Below are 15,047 nucleotides of genomic sequence, written 5' to 3'. Positions count from 1 at the left end.
GATTGCGAGATTTATGAACCGTAACGATGGCGGGTGAGGCGTTCAGCCCTCGTCTTACTACACCCACTTCGCACGAAACAGCCCCCCAATCTACCCCTCCCGCACATTGAACTCCAGTTTCCAGCGTTCGTCCGATGTCGTGCTAACGCACCAGAGTTCGAACACGCCGAGTTCGGTGATGTGGGTTTGGAACCGGACTGGCACGTAGTTGTCGTCGGTCTCGCTGGTGGTTTCGAGGGTGGCCTCCAGCGGGTCGGTTTCGCTTAGTTCTTCTTCGTCGATCTGGGGCAGCACGACGCCTGGCTCGTCTTGATTGCGAACCGCAGAGCTAAAGAACCGAAAGTGGGCGGGCTCGCCGAGCACCAGGCCGATTTCGCCCGAGGGGACGTCGATGGTGGTGCCTTCTTCCATGCCGAACGGCACGACGCACAGCGCCCGTAGGGGGCGGGGGGCGCCGGGGATGGCGAGGCCGGCTGTTTCGATGCCGACGTAGTAGGATCGTGCGACACCGCCGCGAATGCGGACGCCGCCGTGCTCCTTGGTCCAGCCATAGAACGCAGCCCCGCGGGCGACGGAGTTATCTAGGTCGCGGGCGCCGGGCAGTTCGCTGGCGGGAGTGCCGGTGGTCGACCATTCGCCAATCAGACCGAGCACCAACTCGCGGAGCGCTTCGGCCTTGAACACGCCGCCGTTGAAGAGCACGTGCGTCGGGTAGGCGGCTCCGCCGGAGTCGTCGGCATGGGCAGTGAGGAACGCGGCCAGATGCCGAGTGATGGCAACATCCGACTCAAACGGCAGGCCGATTTCCTGAAAGCCTGAAGCCCGTTGCCGCTGTGGTTTGGCCGTGAGGTCGCACTTGGGGAAGAATCCGCCGAGCATCAACTCGGTGGCCATCGTCCGCGGTACGTCGACCGACACGGTGCCGCCAATCAGTTTGCTGCCGCGGCCGAGTACCGACACGCGGTGCGAATCTTCACCGCCAGCGGTGAGCAACGCTTCTTTGGCATCGCGGCAGGCGTGCCAGAGCGATACCGATTGCCAGGCGTCGAGTTTCACCCCTTGCTCAGCAAACAGCCCTGCAACCTGGTGGGCGAGGGCGAGATCCATGTTGTCGCCGCCGACGAGCAAGTGATCGCCGACCGCGAGTCGCTCGAGGGCCAGCTCGCCATCTTGCTCGGCCACGTCGACCAGCGTCAGGTCGGTCGTTCCACCACCAACGTCGCAAACCAGCAAGCGATCGCCGGCCGAGAGATCCTTGCGCCAGTCGTCCCCCCGTTCGGCGAGCCACGAGTAAACGGCCGCTTGCGGCTCTTCGAGCAGCACCAGGTCGGCTGGCAAGCCTGCCGCCAGCGCGGCTTCGCGGGTGAGTTCTCGCGCGGCCGCGTCGAACGACGCCGGCACGGTGAGCACCACTTGCTGTTCGGCGAGCGGGGCATCGGGCATCTTCGCATGCCAGGCAGCTACCATGTGCTGCAAGTAACGCTGCGAAGCGGTGACTGGCGACACCTTCGGCACGTCGGCCGGGGCTCCCGCGGGCAGCAGCGGCGCGCGGCGATCGACTTTGCTATGGCACAACCAGCTCTTGGCTGCTGCAACGGTGCGATCGGGCATGTCGGCACTTTGCCGCCGGGCGTACTCGCCGACCGCGTAGGCGCGTTCCGCTTCCCAAGGCACGCCGAGCGATCCGCCCGCTTCGTGCTCCGGGGCCAAATACAGGAACGACGGCAGCGCAGTCCGCTCCTCCACCGTGCTGGCAGCTACCAACTGCGGGATGGCTAATAACTCCACCTGCGGCTGCTCCGCATCGAGCGCGGCGTACGCCACCACTCCGTTGGTGGTTCCCAGGTCGATTCCGATGACATATCTGGCGGACATGACTTGTCTCCGTGTTCGCCATGTTTAATGAATTGGCTAATTGGATGGTAAGCTTAGCCCACCTGCACTTCGGCCGGTGCTACTACCAGGGCCGAGGCTTCGTCGCCCGACCATTGCGGCAGTTCCACTTTGGTCGCCTTCCAGCCGGCGTGCTGCAAGGTTCCATTGAAGGGTCCCTCGCCGCTGACGCTGCCGACCAGCCGATACTGCGCGGCATCGTAAGCAGCCGGCACTTCGATCGGCTGACCTTCTTCTTGGTCGGCCATCGGCTTCAGGGCGAATAAACGCTCGACTACCTGACCACAGTCGCGGAGCACGTCGCGGGCAGCCGCACCAATCTGGGCGTCGGAATACGCGTCGAGCGACTCGCTGACCATATCGACGAAGCGGGCCTCCCGCTGCAGGGTGGCCAGCAAAGTGATGGCCTCGCTCCGGGCAGGGGGTTTTGGCTTGGGGGTCGGAGTCGGCAGCGCAGCGGGCTGCGGCGGCCCCTCCAGCTGAAGTTGCTCGAGGTCGGTTGCAAACTCTTTATTAAACAGCACCTTAAAAAAGGTCTGGAAGGCTAGCCAAATTCGCATGAGCAGGGGGCTCCCTACGGGGAAATGGACATTTCTGCGAGCAACCAGCCTACTACTAGAGGCCCAGTGCCGGAAGGGACGCCGGGGATTGCGGGACGGCAAAACGGGCTCCGCGGCCGCTGTTGGTGGTCCACGCCATGCTCCGCGACGGACGAGCCTACCAGTTTGCCGCGGCCAAGTAGCCATCCACGAACGAACCGACCGTAAGCCAGGATGATCTCGATATAGAGAATGCCGGCGGAGAGCGACTCCGATCGGCGCACGAGTGAATGGGACATTCTTCGCCGACGTTTTTATGGGACACTTGCCAACGGAGTGGCGGGTGATCACCGCATAGATGTTTGAGCACGGACGGCAGGTCCGATGACTCGCATACCCCAGCGGTCTTGGTTCAACGAAGTAAATGATCCCCCGGCAGAGCCGGGGGCTTTCAAGTGTACGCCCGGAGGGCGTGCTCATTTGTTTAATAAGTGGAAGTACGGCGTAGCCACCTGATTGTGACCACGTCCAGAGGACGTGGTTTTCCTTCAGAATAAAACATCCGACAATAGGAGAAAATGATGATCCCCTAAGAAACCACGCTTGACAAAGATTCCCATAGATTTCTCTATACCGGACGCAGACTCGATCCCTAGACGGGGTTACAATATTCGAGGTATCGGTACTACCACCCGCAGTTGGGGCGGTTCATCAATCGGGACCCGATTGGGTATGCGGGGGGTAGTATGAATTTCTATGAGTATGTTAGTGGCAATCCCTTTCTCGGACTTGATCCAATGGGGCTCTCTGCTCTTTCTGACCGGTCCAAGATACCTCCCTGTTTTAGAAAAGACTTTGCAGGGATTATAGGTGGATCTTGCAGCAAAAATTGCGACGCTGCATATACACTCTGCTTGAAGAACGGAAATGAGGAAGAAAGCTGCACTGCTAAGCGAGATGCTTGCATCGGCTTCTGCAACTCGAACGCAACTTTCAATCCTTACGCGCCGGTTAATGGTGGCAATTGGCTTGGCCCCATACTGACGGCTGGCTTAACGTCAGCCGCCGTGGTAGTTGCTGCAAGCGAAGACACCGCAGCGACCATTGCGGAGCAATTGAGAGCGGGTACAAGAACAGTTCGGATTGGATGTACCGGAGTAGCGTTGATTTCAGCCTATTTTACCATTACAGATGCACAGTCTCAGATCCGCAAATCGCAAATCAAGGCGGATTGCGTAATGATGGAAAGGGCATTTCGCTTCAGAACTACGGAGTTTTCAGATTCATTGAGGATAACGAAACCGGCTGGACAGTTCTGTGAGGGGAACTTGGGATGGGGTTGCTTTGATGAAGGTTTCATAGAAAGTCCTAATTCTCGCCTGGAAGGCACGTCTGGAATTTGGCTTACTCCTTGCGGCTCTCCAAAAACCCGAATTATTATCTTTAAGGATGCTGCTGGAAACTATCGCACTGTGGTTGCGATAGCCCAAGACTTTCGGACAGTGGCGGGAGCCGGAATAATGGTTCCCTTAGGAGGTCCGAAACATGGACGAGCAAGCGAAGCGGCAGCGGCCTACGTATAGCGATGAATTCAAGCGAGACGCGGTGCGGCTGGTGGTTGAAGAAGGTTATTCGTTCAAGTCCGCCTGTGCTGCGGTGGGGGTGTGCGATGCCACGCTGCGGGCTTGGCACGCCAAACTGGCTCCCCCGCCGGAGCCGTGCGGTGACGACGCCACGGTCGAGGAGATGCGAGCCGAGATCGCTCGGCTCCGCAAACAACTCAAACGGACCGAACTGGAACGAGAAATTCTAAAAAAAGCCACGGCGTACTTTGCGAAGGAGTCGACATGAAGTACGCCTGGATTAGCGAGCACCGCGACTCCTTTCCGGTGGCCCTGATGTGCCAGCTCCTTCAGGTCAGTCGATCGGGCTACTACGACTCGGTCGACCGTCCGCGAAGTAAGCGAGCGAAACGAACAGCAAAGATTCACGCTTCGGTCCGGCAGGTGTTCGAACAACATCACACCATTTACGGTCCGGCCAAGATCGCCGAACAGCTCCAGCAACGAGAGGAGTTGGAGACGGCCTGTCGTAACACGGTGGCCCGTGCGATGAAAGAAATGGGCCTGAAAAGCCGAGTCCGTAAGCGGTTCACGCCGACGACGACCAAGGCGGATCCGTCCAAACGGCCAGCGCCGAACGTCTTGGATCGGGACTTCGATGCGGAGCGTCCGAACCAGAAATGGGTGACCGACATCACGTACTTGCCGACGCTGGCTGGTTGGGTGTACGTGGCGGTCGTCGTCGATCTGTTCAGCCGCAAGGTGGTAGGTTGGTCGATGAGTCATTCGCTGGCCACCCCGCTGGTGAGCGATGCGTTACGTCAAGCCATCGAGTCGCGCCGCCCCCAGCGTGGCGAACTGCTGCATCACAGTGACCGCGGTTGTCAGTACACGAGTGAGAGCTATCAACGGACCTTGCAGACGCTTGGCATCGAGTGTTCGATGAGCCGCCGAGGCAACTGCTACGACAACGCGGTTGCCGAGAGATTCTTCTGGAGTCTGAAGCACGAGTGGACGAAGCACTACGAGTATGCCGACCTTGAGTCAGCACGCCTGAGCGTGTTCAAGTACATTGAAGTGTTCTACAATCGCCAGCGGCTCCACCAGTCGCTGGGTTACAAAACCCCTGAAGCATTCGAAGCCGAATACGCCCCGGCCGTAGCGGCGTAATAGAAAATAGCTCCCGCCGCTGTCCGAAAGTCTTGGGCTATCGCACTAATGATTCTGATTCTTTACTGTTTCTTCTGGTTGCCAATCGCTAGAGAAAGCAATTATGTCGAAGCACTGGAATCACAGGGTGTAAGGATCGTGCGTGACACAACAGGGGGGACAATAGCGTCTATAAACTTGTCAGGAATGAACGATTACGAAGCCTGTCGTGAACTCGTTAGTAAACTGAAAAGCCCATATCTTGTTGTTATCGAGGATCGAATCGTTAACAGGAAGTGCTGGGAGGTTATCACCAGCTCCCCTGATTTAGAAGCAATATTGATTGAAGATGCAACGGTTAGTTCCGATGGAATAAACCAGCTACAACAACTTGCTAGTCTCAGAAAGATCGTGATGCGAAACTGCATATTAGAGAAAGGTGTCGCGAAAGGCCTCAGCAAGTTGAGGCAATTGGAGCAGTTAACACTATTGCGAGTCAGCTTGGATGACCAGTTTATTGATGCTATTCTTGGTCTTCCAAACATTACACACCTCGCGCTTCTCGACGACAGCTTGGAAGAACACCATCTTATTGCCTTATTCGGAAGTCAGAGCCTGCGATATCTGACAGTAACAAATACCGTGTATTCAGATCATCTAAACTTGATTGAAGAACTAAAGCACTCACAGCCACAAATTGTGTTCGCAGCTGAAAGCTTCGGTGACAACGAGCCATAAACATTCGGACGGGTGGCACTGACCACATCGCTTTTCTGTGTGCCACTGGCTTCGCCCATTACTGTCCGGAGTTCGGTTCTTTGCATTCCGGGAGTGTTGCGCGGCGTCTTATGATTGCATGGATTGGCTTACGCGATCAAGACTCGCCGCCTTTTTCCTTTCACATTGCGCAGGCGGCAGCGTGAGAATCGCGGCCGAGTGGCAGCGTCTCTAAGTCGATTGCTGTTTCTTTTTCTCGCTCCGCCGCGCGGCCGACTGCCGGGCCAGTTCGTTCTGACGTTCTCGCTCGCGGAGGATCGGCAGGATCTCTTCCAGGGTTGCCGCCCCGCGGCCGACCTGTCCCATTAGGGCGAACAGGTACTTGCTCGGTCGATAACCGGTGTGCAGGTACATCAGCAACACGGCAATGACCGCCACGTAGAAGTGCGTTTGCACCCCTTCGCTTGCGTGGCTGATCAAGTGTCCGAAGTTCGCAGAGCTCTTCAGCCACCGAAAGAACAGTTCTACTTGCCAACGATAGCGATACAGCATGGCAATCACGTGCGCCGGTACATCGAGCAGGTTGGTGATCAACCGCAGTTGCGACGGTTTTCCCTTTTCTTCGCAAGCGACGATGACTTCGCGAAGCTGCACTCGGGGAACTCGATGTCGGCTCGGATTCGAAGACTTGAAATGTCCCACTCCATCGCTGAGCACGCCGGCCGCTTTGTCTTTTTCGGTGAGTTCGCGACTTTTCACTTCCCGCAGCGTGGGCGAATTGCCCCCCGCTGGGCGATAACGAGCCACGAAGTGCGATTGCAACGCGTGTGTGTCGTCGTAGTGCGCTGCCAAGAGCGCGAAACTCATGAAGCCGCGGTCGTACAGATAGATACGACCGGGCTGCAACCGTTCGATGGCTGAATCGGCCTCGCTCTGGCCAGGGGATGGAATGACGATTGCCTCGGGAAGCCACGTGCTCACCGGCAAATGGACATCCACCCGCGCTCGATGCTTCTTCGCCCCATGATTGTTCGTATTGCACATGGCCCAGGCGACTTCGGCCACGGCCGGGAGAAACGTGCCATCGACGGCCACGGTCTGCTGGAGCAGTTCGTCGAGATCGTCGTCACCTATCGATTGCCGTTTTGACTTGCGGGCAAGTTGCCGGCGGAGGGCATCGAGAATCGGCTGCAATCGCTCGGGGTCGGCCAGTTGATTGAAGTCTGAGAGCGTACTTCTAGTGATCTTGCGAATCGAAAGGTGTTTCTGAGCCTGTACCGTTTGGCTGAAATCTTCGATGGTTCGCAAACTGCGGATGGTGGGATTGAAGAACGCCAGCAGGTAGGCTACGAACACGTCATCGAGAAATAACTTGCGATTACCGTGGGCGTCTTCCGAGCGGAGTTGTTTGAGAAACTTCTCCAAAAGCCGGACATACTCCCCCCAATGACCTGCTCGGGCCACACTGGTAGCTCGTCTTTAGCAACTCGCTGGGAAGGCATGGACTATGTCGTACCACACCACTCCCCACCGCGCAAGTTCAGAATCGGTTAAGATTAATTCCGGACAGTAATGGGCTTCGCCAGTGGCACACACGATGTGCCATCGTTTTCGCCAGCATCGTAGGCATTGATGGCAACCTGCACACGCTCGGTTTCGTCGAACGTAAAGTCGCCATCGTACATTTTCATTACGAGGTCGTGGGCACGCTTACGAAATAATTGAGGTCACCGCCCCTGAAAAACCAAACAGCCAACGAATCCCAACTAGTACGTCTTTCCTGAAATCCATTCCGCTGCTATATGCTGCGGAATGAAAAAGCACATTGTTTGCCTGGACCACCAGGCCCGTGGAGGTTTGGAGCAGCTAGCACGCTCAGGCGCCCGCGCGGCGCAAGTGGTGCGTCGCTGCCAGATATTATTGAAATCGGACTCGGGATGCACCGACGAAGAGATCGCCGAGCATGTGGGCTGCACGACGCGCAACGTCCGAGCCGTCCGAAAGCGGTTCTGCGAAGAGGGCGTCCAGCGGGCGGTGTACGATGCGCCTCGCTCGGGCCGCCCCCCAGAGTTCACCAAGCGGCAGCAGCAACAGGTAATCGCCCTGGCGTGCAGCGAGCCGCCCGAGGGACGGGCTCGCTGGACGCTGGAATTGTTGTGCGAGCACGCGGTGAAGGAAGGCTTCGTCGATTCGCTCAGCGTGACGGAGGTCTCGCTGTGGCTCAAGGAACACGACCTGAAGCCGTGGCGAAAAAAACTTGGTGCGTGCCCAAGCTGAACGACGAGTTCTGTGAGCGGATGGAGGACGTCCTCGAGCAGTACGAGAAGCCGCTCGACCCGAACGAGCCGGTCGTCTGCCTCGACGAGCAGCCCTATCAGAGGGTCGACGACGCGCGGCCGCCCGAGCCCGCGGCACCCGGCAAGATCGCGAAGCAGGACTACGAGTACCGCCGCTGCGGAACCTGCAGCGTGTTCGTGGCGGTCGAGCCGAAGGCGGGCAAGCGATTCGTTCAGGCCAAGCGTCACCGCAAGCGAGCCGACTTCGCCCGGTTCGTCCGCGACCTCTTGAAGCGCTATCCCGACGCAGAGCGGGTTCATCTGGTGATGGACAACCTCAACACGCACAACGAGAAGTCGTTGATCGAAACCTTTGGCGAGGAGGCGGCTCGGCCAATGCTGGAGCGGATTGTGTGGCATTTTACCCCCAAGCATGCCAGTTGGCTCAACATGGCCGAGATCGAAATCTCGGCCATACAGCGACAATGCCTGGGACGTCGGTTGGCTTCGCTCGACAAGGTTCAAAGCGAACTCTCCCACTGTTCACGCGACCGCAATCGGAAGAAAATCAAAATCAATTGGACCTTCCATCGAAAAGACGCCAAACGCGTCTTCCCTGAACTCTATAGGAAATGACTTCCGGGACGACGTACTAGTGATCGGCGGTAGTGCGTGGACTAGGATGTGGATAGCGGTTTCTAGCCACGGATGAACGCGGATTATCACGGATGGGTTAGACCTCTCGACCTCTTGGGCTCGGCGACTCTCTGCGTGAGAATTCTTGTGGTGGCTCTAGGTCCACATCTCTAGCCATCGCCTTCGGCTGCGGGCTAAACGATTTTTCTTAATGCTCCAGTTTTCGCTGGAAAATGGCCACCTATGGTGTTCCAATGAACAGGTAGTCGTTGGCTGTCGGCTATCGGCTGTTGGCTTTTTAGTGATTGGAGGTGAATAAAATGTGATGCTTGTCTAAATATCGGATTACTGGCGACGCGCAGGCGAAGGTTTGCCGGCGTGGGCGTTCGCTGCTGCGCGTGTGGGTGATGGGGCTGCGTCGCTGTCGCTCCTGGACCGCATCCTACGGCTTACGCGTTGGTAGTGCGTTCGAAGTGGCTAGCTGAGATCTTTCAGTCGCTGGAAGCTCCTTCAAGATGACATCCCCAAGTCAGAAATCACCATTCAGAAATCATAAATCCCAAACTCCCCTGGCCCCCGAATCCTGTTTCCTGACTCCTTCCAGAATAGTTACCCACCCATGGGAATCTATTTTGGGCACTTTCCGTGGAGGTGTTGATGCAACTCTCTATTGGCAAACGACTTGCGATTGATTCCCACTGCGAAAATAGATTCCCACTCGATGCGTTTTGGGGAATGGGAATCTATTCGAGGCCGAAAACACCTGGTTTTGTAGCGTGGGCGGAGATTCAATTTTCCCATCGGTGGGTAAATTGGGAATCTATTTGCCCAGCGTTGGGAATCTATTCGGGGCGGTGGGAATCTATTCCGCCAGCCCCCCCCCATTAGAGCTATTCGTGTGGGCGGAGTGGAGCTGGATAGATCGACGGAGCGGAGCTGGAAGTATGGACCGAGCGGAGTTGGGCGGGAGGACCGATAAGTGGGGCGGTGGCCTCTTGTCCGGTTGAGGGGTGACCGATATACTCAAGGATTCGCTTAAGTACAGAGCTGAGCACCCTTTACGCTCATCCCCGAGCGAAGCGATACAACCACCCGCAGCATTTTCTGTTGGAGGCGCAAGCGCCATGAAAGAAGGCATTCATCCCAATTACGTCGAAACTAACGTGCACTGCGGTTGTGGTAATACGTTTACCACTCGTAGTACGCGTCCTGAGCTGAAGGTCGACATCTGCAGCGCTTGCCACCCGTTCTTCACCGGCAAGCTGAAGTTTATCGACACGGCCGGCCGCATCGAGAAGTTCAAGAACAAGTTCTCGAAGGCAGGTTACGCCAGCTTGACCAAGGGCAAAAAGAAGAAGTAGCTAGGGCACGACTGACTCGCTCGGCGCAGAAGGTCTGCGCCGGCTTATGGACTGTCGGTATTTTGCCCCCTAATTCCTCTTACGAACCCCCGCCATCATGCGCGACTTGCTGGAATCCAAGCTCGCCCGCTTCGAGCAACTCGAAAAGGACTTAGTCGACCCCGAGGTGCTCGGTAGCTCCGATCGCCTTGCGCAAACCGCCCGCGAACATGGTTCGCTCTCGAAGCTTGCAGGTCGCTACCGACGTTTCAAACAAATCGTCGACGAAATGTCCGAAGCCCGCGAAATGTTGGAGGCGGGCGACGCCGACATGCGTGAACTCGCCGAAGCCGAAATCGAGACGCTTCGCGAAGAGCGGGAAGAAATCTGGGACGAACTGCTCGGGCTCACCGTTGGCGGCGAAGACGCCAACCGTACTCGCTGCATCATGGAAATCCGGGCCGGCACCGGCGGCGACGAAGCCGCGTTGTTCGCCCGCGACCTGTACGAAATGTACAAACGCCACGCCGAAGCTCGGCGATGGAAGATGGAAGTAATGGACGCTAGTGCCACGGAGCTTGGCGGCTTTAAGGAGATATCGCTCGCCATGGAGGGTGAGGGCGTCTTTCGCGAACTGCAGTACGAAAGCGGTGGCCACCGGGTGCAACGCGTGCCCGAAACCGAAACCCAAGGGCGTGTTCATACGTCGGCCGCCACGGTAGCGGTGATGGCCGAGCCGGAAGACGTGGAAATCGAGCTGAAGCCGGAAGACTACCGGTTGGACAAGTTTTGCGCGAGCGGCCCTGGTGGTCAGCACGTGAACAAGACCGAGTCGGCGGTGCGGCTTACCCACCTCGAAACCGGCATCGTCGTCCAATGTCAGGACGAAAAGAGTCAGCACAAGAATCTGGCGAAAGCGTTACGGGTGCTCAAGAGTCGAATCTACGACCACTTCCAGCAAATGGAATCCCAAAAACGAGCCGACGAGCGGAAGAGCCTGGTTGGCTCCGGCGATCGCAGCCAGCGAATTCGCACGTACAACTATCCTCAAAATCGACTGACCGACCATCGTATCGGGCTGAACCTGTACAAGCTCGACCAGATCATCGCTGGCGATCTTCAACCAGTGACCGACGCGATGATTGAGTACGACCGTCAACAACTCCGCGACCAGATGGAAGGATTGGAATAGCCTTTGGCGCCGAGCATCTTGGTTGGTGTTGCATGACACCGCCAGACCGCAAAGCACCAATCGCTACTCGCACCCATGTCCACGTCGGAAGCTGCACAACGTGATCCGGATGCATGGACCATCGGCCGGCTGCTGAATTGGACCACCGAGTTCTTCGGCGAGCGGGGCATCGAACCTGCCCGGCTCGAAGCCGAAGTGCTACTGGCCCACTGCCGCGGTTGCCAACGCATTCTGCTTTACACCGCGTTCGACGAAGTCGCCGGCGAGGAGCTTCGCCAGCGTTTTCGCGACTTGGTGAAGAAACGAGCTGCGGGAACTCCTGTCGCCTACTTGGTTGGTAAGCGAGAGTTTTACTCGCTCGACTTCGAAGTCACGCCCGACGTGCTGATCCCGCGACCGGAAACCGAGCATCTGGTCATGGCGATCCTCGACCACGCCAAGCAGCAGGGCAGGGCCGATGCGCCGCTTCGAGTGCTCGACATCGGCACCGGCAGCGGCATCGTGGCCATCTGCCTGGCGAAGCACTTGCCGAAAAGCCAGGTGACCGCGGTCGACCTCAGCCCGCAAGCGATTGAAGTCGCCAAACGCAATGCCGCGAAACACAAAGTGGACGATCGTGTCGCGTTCGTGAAGGGAGATGCCTACCAGGCGCTGCCGGCCGACGCAAAGTACGACTTCATCGCATCGAACCCTCCTTACGTGACTTCGGAGGAGATGCAACAACTCAACAAAACGGTTCGCGACTTCGAGCCCGCGCTCGCTCTCGACGGTGGGCCCGAGGGGACCGATGTCATCGAACGACTCATTCGTGAGGCGCCGGAGCGTCTGACTCCCACTGGCGTACTGGCCATCGAGATGAGTCCCATGATCGCAACGCGGGTTGAGCGACTGATCGAAGAGTCGCCCCTCGCTCTGCTGCCAACACTCAAAGACATCGACGGGCATGCTCGCATTGCTCAGGCCCGTCTGGAAGGGTAACCGATGAACTCCAACACATGGTTGGCCCTGATTGCCCTCGAGCAGCCGGAGCTTCCTGATCCTACTGCGGTGCAAACGCGGTGCAACGCGGCGAATCCCGACTCGGCAGCGATTGAGCTGTCGAGCCAAACTCCAGCGATGGCCACCTTTCAGTGGGGCGAAGCGATCATCGCCTACACGCTGGTCAACAAACCGATTCCGGCCGACCAACTCGCCGGCCCCGCGGCTCGCGCCTGGTACTGGCCAAACGCAGCTGAGCAATTCGGAAAGCATCGGGCCCACTTACTCGTCGCATTGATCGACGAAGGAAGCAGCCGCATCCGCAAGTGCATGCGGCTCACCCGATTCATGGCCGCGCTGCTTCCCGAAGCCAACGCGGTGGGACTCCAGTGGGGCGGTAGTCGCGCGGTGCACGAACCGAACGCGTTTGTGGAAGTCGCTAGTCAAATGGCCCGCGACGACATGCCGCTGCACCTGTGGCTTGACTTCCAGGTGGAAGGGAACGACCAGGGCGGCATGCGACTCTACACCACCGGCATGGCATCGCTAGGGAAACTCGAAATCGAGATGCCACACTACGTAGGTCATCCTCAAGAACTGATGAACCACGCCTACAACCTGGCCCATCACCTGCTGGAAAAGAACTCGGTGATCAAAGAAGGCGAAGCGATCGGCCTGCCGGGCGAGGTGCAGGTAACCGCTCACGAAACGACCACCTTCCTGGGCGGCGAGCAAGCAGTGCTCTCCTTTGATTTTCAGTAACCAGTTGTGGTGGTTACTCCTCTTCCTCTTTGGGTTCCACCAACTTACCACGGAACACTGGTTGCCTGAGCGCGTTACGCTTACTGGTAAACTCCCCCTCACCCGACTCTTCGCTGATCGCGGTCACCATCATCTGTAGCTTCGCGTCGAGGTCGTCGGAGTGATGCACGATGAGTGCTTCGATAAACATCGGAGGCTTCGGAGCTCCCCATTCGGGCAATCGCTGATGCGACACGATGATGTGCTCGAGCCGCAACAACAGCTCTTCATCGATATCGCTGTCGACTGCGGCTTCGCGAACAATGTCGCGCCCCTGCAGTACGTGACCGATCAAGGTACCAGCCGAAGTGTAAGTGGCACCCGCCGGACCGGTAGCGAGTTCGCGCAGCTTACCGATGTCGTGCAACATCGCCCCAGCGACCGCCAGCCCCACGTTAATCGGAGGAGTCAACTCGTCGTACAATTGTGCATAAAGCTCAGTGAGCACGCGCGCGTTGCGGGTGACGTTCACCACATGCTCAAGATACCCACTAAGATAAGAGTGATGATTGTATTGAGCGGCCGGCATCAGCAGCAGCTCATCGCGATACTGCTCGTAGATCGAAGTGACCAACTCGCGAAGCGGTTCATCGTCGATCACCTGTTCGGCGATCTCCATCAGTTCGGTAAACATCGCTTCGGGATCGAAACGCGAACGCGCAGCGCACATCAGTGGATCGAAGCCATCTTCGCGATCCGCCTCCTCCACCGGGCGGATGCGGTGAATCTCAAGCTGCAACCCGTAGTTGGTATCGCGAAGCTCCGCGCGGAGCTTATAGAATTCGCCGGCTTGCCACTCTTCGCGACAAGTGGCCGCTAACGTTGCATCGCTCCAGATAGGAAAGCAGACCTCGCGTCCAGCGTCGCAAAACGTCACTCGGTAGTACGGCTTGCCATCTTTGGTTGCGAGCACCTGCTTTTCGGCCAACAGGGCAAAGAAGTCGCCCATTTCACCGGGCGCAAGCAAGTGGAGCGAAGTAATGTCGGACATTGGAACTCTGGCAACGTCTATAGGGAGAGCTTGTGCGGAAAGCCCTATAGATTACCTTGTAATGTCCTCGCCGACTACATACCTCGATTGAAACTACCCGAGCTAACCTGTAGCTCGCGCGCAACTTGGGCGTAGCAAGGGTTCCTTGGAATTGGCAGAGTACTCGGAATCGCTGCGCGAAACCGTGTTAGCTCCAGCCGTCCTTCTTGCGTTTGCACTTACGCTTCTCGGAAGGCGTCAGCGTATCGGTCATCTTGGTGATCCGATGCTTGATAGCCAAGCGCGTGAGCAACGCAACTTTACGCACCCCCAACTTCTGCATCGCGTTCGTGCGATGAGTGTTGATGGTGGAAGGAGAGAGACCAAGTACCTTGCCCGCATCCAGGTCGGAGCAACCGAGACTGATGAGGCGGACAACTTCGCATTCGCGGGGAGTTAGATCGTGTGACATGATGGTGGTTTTACATGATTTCGCTCAAAATGCTAAGATGCGGTTTTGAGCAAGACCAAATTTTGCAGATTCCTGTAACTCAGTAGTCGGTTGAACAATTGGAAATCCGTACAGCAATCTCTTTGCAGCACGTTGCTTGCGGTAACTACTTCTCACCAAGCATCCTTTACGAGACGAACCGCAATAGCTCACGTACGAAAAAAACAACGGCTTACTTAATTGATTACCAATCTAATAAGCAATCAGCCTGCTGTAAACAAAGCTGCGTTGTTATGGATGATAGTTCGATGTTCGTCAATCGCCCACAGGTCAACTATATGGCGAACAGTCAAGAAGTAGGAAAAAAACTCTGTGTTATGCGCCGTAGCGCATACACTCAACAGCGCAGCGCATTCGTGCAAACAAGCGATTTAACAAAAACGCATTCGAATTTATCCAAATTCCATGAACGCCAAGGATACCCTACGGAAACAGGGGCGGCAGGCCGCATGAAGCAAGGCGAATGGCGAGTGAATTCGTGAC

At 57.3% G+C, this 15,047-nt stretch carries 16 protein-coding genes and 2 pseudogenes; 12 read left to right on the top strand and 6 right to left on the bottom strand.

What is annotated here, in order from left to right:
• Positions 1–90: 90 nt before the first annotated feature.
• The gene (locus Pan181_RS10245; RefSeq protein WP_145246723.1) at positions 91–1,875 is read right to left on the bottom strand and encodes an Hsp70 family protein; all 1,785 of its coding nucleotides are present in this window, start codon (positions 1,873–1,875) and stop codon (positions 91–93) included.
• Between the two features lie 53 nt (positions 1,876–1,928).
• Positions 1,929–2,453 (bottom strand): DUF2760 domain-containing protein, encoded by a 525-nt coding sequence (locus tag Pan181_RS26075; RefSeq protein ID WP_197529132.1) that lies wholly within the window; start codon positions 2,451–2,453, stop codon positions 1,929–1,931.
• Between the two features lie 647 nt (positions 2,454–3,100).
• Between Pan181_RS26075 and Pan181_RS10235 the strand changes: the two are divergent.
• From Pan181_RS10235 to Pan181_RS10220, 4 genes and pseudogenes are all read left to right on the top strand, one after another.
• Positions 3,101–4,015: pseudogene (locus tag Pan181_RS10235) on the top strand (RHS repeat-associated core domain-containing protein); the annotation flags it as partial.
• Positions 3,978–4,283 (top strand): transposase, encoded by a 306-nt coding sequence (locus tag Pan181_RS10230; protein ID WP_145246720.1) that lies wholly within the window; start codon positions 3,978–3,980, stop codon positions 4,281–4,283. The pseudogene Pan181_RS10235 and the gene Pan181_RS10230, both read left to right, overlap by 38 nt.
• Positions 4,280–5,164: an IS3 family transposase gene (locus Pan181_RS10225; RefSeq protein ID WP_145246719.1), complete on the top strand. Its 885-nt coding sequence runs from the start codon at positions 4,280–4,282 to the stop codon at positions 5,162–5,164. Before Pan181_RS10230 ends, Pan181_RS10225 begins: the two co-directional genes overlap by 4 nt.
• A gap of 186 nt (positions 5,165–5,350) precedes the next feature.
• Positions 5,351–5,881, top strand: coding sequence for a hypothetical protein (locus Pan181_RS10220; protein WP_145246718.1), 531 nt, complete (start codon positions 5,351–5,353; stop codon positions 5,879–5,881).
• 210 nt (positions 5,882–6,091) lie between these two features.
• Here Pan181_RS10220 and Pan181_RS10215 read toward each other — a convergent pair.
• Both Pan181_RS10215 and Pan181_RS26775 read right to left on the bottom strand, forming a co-directional pair.
• A pseudogene (locus Pan181_RS10215) lies at positions 6,092–7,362 on the bottom strand (IS4 family transposase).
• 54 nt (positions 7,363–7,416) lie between these two features.
• Positions 7,417–7,551: a hypothetical protein gene (locus tag Pan181_RS26775; RefSeq protein WP_261342250.1), complete on the bottom strand. Its 135-nt coding sequence runs from the start codon at positions 7,549–7,551 to the stop codon at positions 7,417–7,419.
• 121 nt (positions 7,552–7,672) lie between these two features.
• Between Pan181_RS26775 and Pan181_RS10210 the strand changes: the two genes are divergently transcribed.
• The 7 genes from Pan181_RS10210 to Pan181_RS10185 all read left to right on the top strand — a co-directional run bounded on the left by Pan181_RS10210 (position 7,673) and on the right by Pan181_RS10185 (position 13,044).
• Positions 7,673–8,137 carry a helix-turn-helix domain-containing protein gene (locus Pan181_RS10210; RefSeq protein WP_145244956.1) on the top strand — a complete coding sequence of 155 codons (465 nt, stop codon included), beginning with the start codon at positions 7,673–7,675 and terminating at the stop codon, positions 8,135–8,137.
• Positions 8,125–8,772, top strand: coding sequence for an IS630 family transposase (locus tag Pan181_RS10205; RefSeq protein WP_145244957.1), 648 nt, complete (start codon positions 8,125–8,127; stop codon positions 8,770–8,772). The genes Pan181_RS10210 and Pan181_RS10205 overlap by 13 nt, the downstream gene beginning before the upstream one ends.
• Before the next feature lie 329 nt (positions 8,773–9,101).
• The gene (locus tag Pan181_RS26070) at positions 9,102–9,257 is read left to right on the top strand and encodes a hypothetical protein (protein ID WP_197528608.1); all 156 of its coding nucleotides are present in this window, start codon (positions 9,102–9,104) and stop codon (positions 9,255–9,257) included.
• Between the two features lie 639 nt (positions 9,258–9,896).
• Positions 9,897–10,133: a 50S ribosomal protein L31 gene (rpmE, locus tag Pan181_RS10200; RefSeq protein WP_145246717.1), complete on the top strand. Its 237-nt coding sequence runs from the start codon at positions 9,897–9,899 to the stop codon at positions 10,131–10,133.
• Positions 10,134–10,230: 97 nt separating this feature from the next.
• The gene (gene prfA / locus Pan181_RS10195; RefSeq protein WP_145246716.1) at positions 10,231–11,304 is read left to right on the top strand and encodes a peptide chain release factor 1; all 1,074 of its coding nucleotides are present in this window, start codon (positions 10,231–10,233) and stop codon (positions 11,302–11,304) included.
• Between the two features lie 75 nt (positions 11,305–11,379).
• Entirely contained in the window at positions 11,380–12,282 is a 903-nt protein-coding gene (prmC, locus tag Pan181_RS10190) for a peptide chain release factor N(5)-glutamine methyltransferase (protein WP_145246715.1), read from the top strand.
• Positions 12,283–12,285: 3 nt separating this feature from the next.
• Positions 12,286–13,044 carry a DUF4261 domain-containing protein gene (locus Pan181_RS10185; RefSeq protein ID WP_145246714.1) on the top strand — a complete coding sequence of 253 codons (759 nt, stop codon included), beginning with the start codon at positions 12,286–12,288 and terminating at the stop codon, positions 13,042–13,044.
• Between the two features lie 13 nt (positions 13,045–13,057).
• Here Pan181_RS10185 and Pan181_RS10180 read toward each other — a convergent pair whose 3' ends face one another.
• Together Pan181_RS10180 and Pan181_RS10175 are read right to left on the bottom strand one after the other, a co-directional pair.
• Positions 13,058–14,074, bottom strand: coding sequence for a 3'-5' exoribonuclease YhaM family protein (locus Pan181_RS10180; RefSeq protein ID WP_145246713.1), 1,017 nt, complete (start codon positions 14,072–14,074; stop codon positions 13,058–13,060).
• A 187-nt stretch (positions 14,075–14,261) separates the two neighbouring features.
• Positions 14,262–14,525: a response regulator transcription factor gene (locus Pan181_RS10175; RefSeq protein WP_145246712.1), complete on the bottom strand. Its 264-nt coding sequence runs from the start codon at positions 14,523–14,525 to the stop codon at positions 14,262–14,264.
• A 98-nt stretch (positions 14,526–14,623) separates the two neighbouring features.
• Here Pan181_RS10175 and Pan181_RS10170 point away from each other — a divergent pair, with 98 nt between their 5' ends.
• Positions 14,624–15,046, top strand: a complete 423-nt coding sequence (locus Pan181_RS10170) for a hypothetical protein (RefSeq protein WP_197529131.1) — start codon at positions 14,624–14,626, stop codon at positions 15,044–15,046.
• The last annotated feature ends 1 nt before the right edge of the window (position 15,047 follow it).

The sequence above is a fragment of the Aeoliella mucimassa genome, from assembly GCF_007748035.1.
GTDB classification, from domain to species: domain Bacteria; phylum Planctomycetota; class Planctomycetia; order Pirellulales; family Lacipirellulaceae; genus Aeoliella; species Aeoliella mucimassa.
The sequence above is the reverse complement of the archived record's forward strand: the minus strand, read 5'-3'. Positions and strand labels throughout refer to the sequence as shown.

Bases quoted from the DNA above. Each gene is read 5' to 3' on its own strand.
- Pan181_RS10245 (WP_145246723.1), bottom strand. From the start codon at position 1,875: ATGTCCGCCAGATATGTCATCGGAATCGACCTGGGAACCACCAACGGA.
- Pan181_RS26075 (WP_197529132.1), bottom strand. From the start codon at position 2,453: ATGCGAATTTGGCTAGCCTTCCAGACCTTTTTTAAGGTGCTGTTTAAT.
- Pan181_RS10230 (WP_145246720.1), top strand. From the start codon at position 3,978: ATGGACGAGCAAGCGAAGCGGCAGCGGCCTACGTATAGCGATGAATTC.
- Pan181_RS10225 (WP_145246719.1), top strand. From the start codon at position 4,280: ATGAAGTACGCCTGGATTAGCGAGCACCGCGACTCCTTTCCGGTGGCC.
- Pan181_RS10220 (WP_145246718.1), top strand. From the start codon at position 5,351: ATGAACGATTACGAAGCCTGTCGTGAACTCGTTAGTAAACTGAAAAGC.
- Pan181_RS26775 (WP_261342250.1), bottom strand. From the start codon at position 7,551: ATGAAAATGTACGATGGCGACTTTACGTTCGACGAAACCGAGCGTGTG.
- Pan181_RS10210 (WP_145244956.1), top strand. From the start codon at position 7,673: ATGAAAAAGCACATTGTTTGCCTGGACCACCAGGCCCGTGGAGGTTTG.
- rpmE (WP_145246717.1), top strand. From the start codon at position 9,897: ATGAAAGAAGGCATTCATCCCAATTACGTCGAAACTAACGTGCACTGC.
- prfA (WP_145246716.1), top strand. From the start codon at position 10,231: ATGCGCGACTTGCTGGAATCCAAGCTCGCCCGCTTCGAGCAACTCGAA.
- prmC (WP_145246715.1), top strand. From the start codon at position 11,380: ATGTCCACGTCGGAAGCTGCACAACGTGATCCGGATGCATGGACCATC.
- Pan181_RS10185 (WP_145246714.1), top strand. From the start codon at position 12,286: ATGAACTCCAACACATGGTTGGCCCTGATTGCCCTCGAGCAGCCGGAG.
- Pan181_RS10180 (WP_145246713.1), bottom strand. From the start codon at position 14,074: ATGTCCGACATTACTTCGCTCCACTTGCTTGCGCCCGGTGAAATGGGC.
- Pan181_RS10175 (WP_145246712.1), bottom strand. From the start codon at position 14,525: ATGTCACACGATCTAACTCCCCGCGAATGCGAAGTTGTCCGCCTCATC.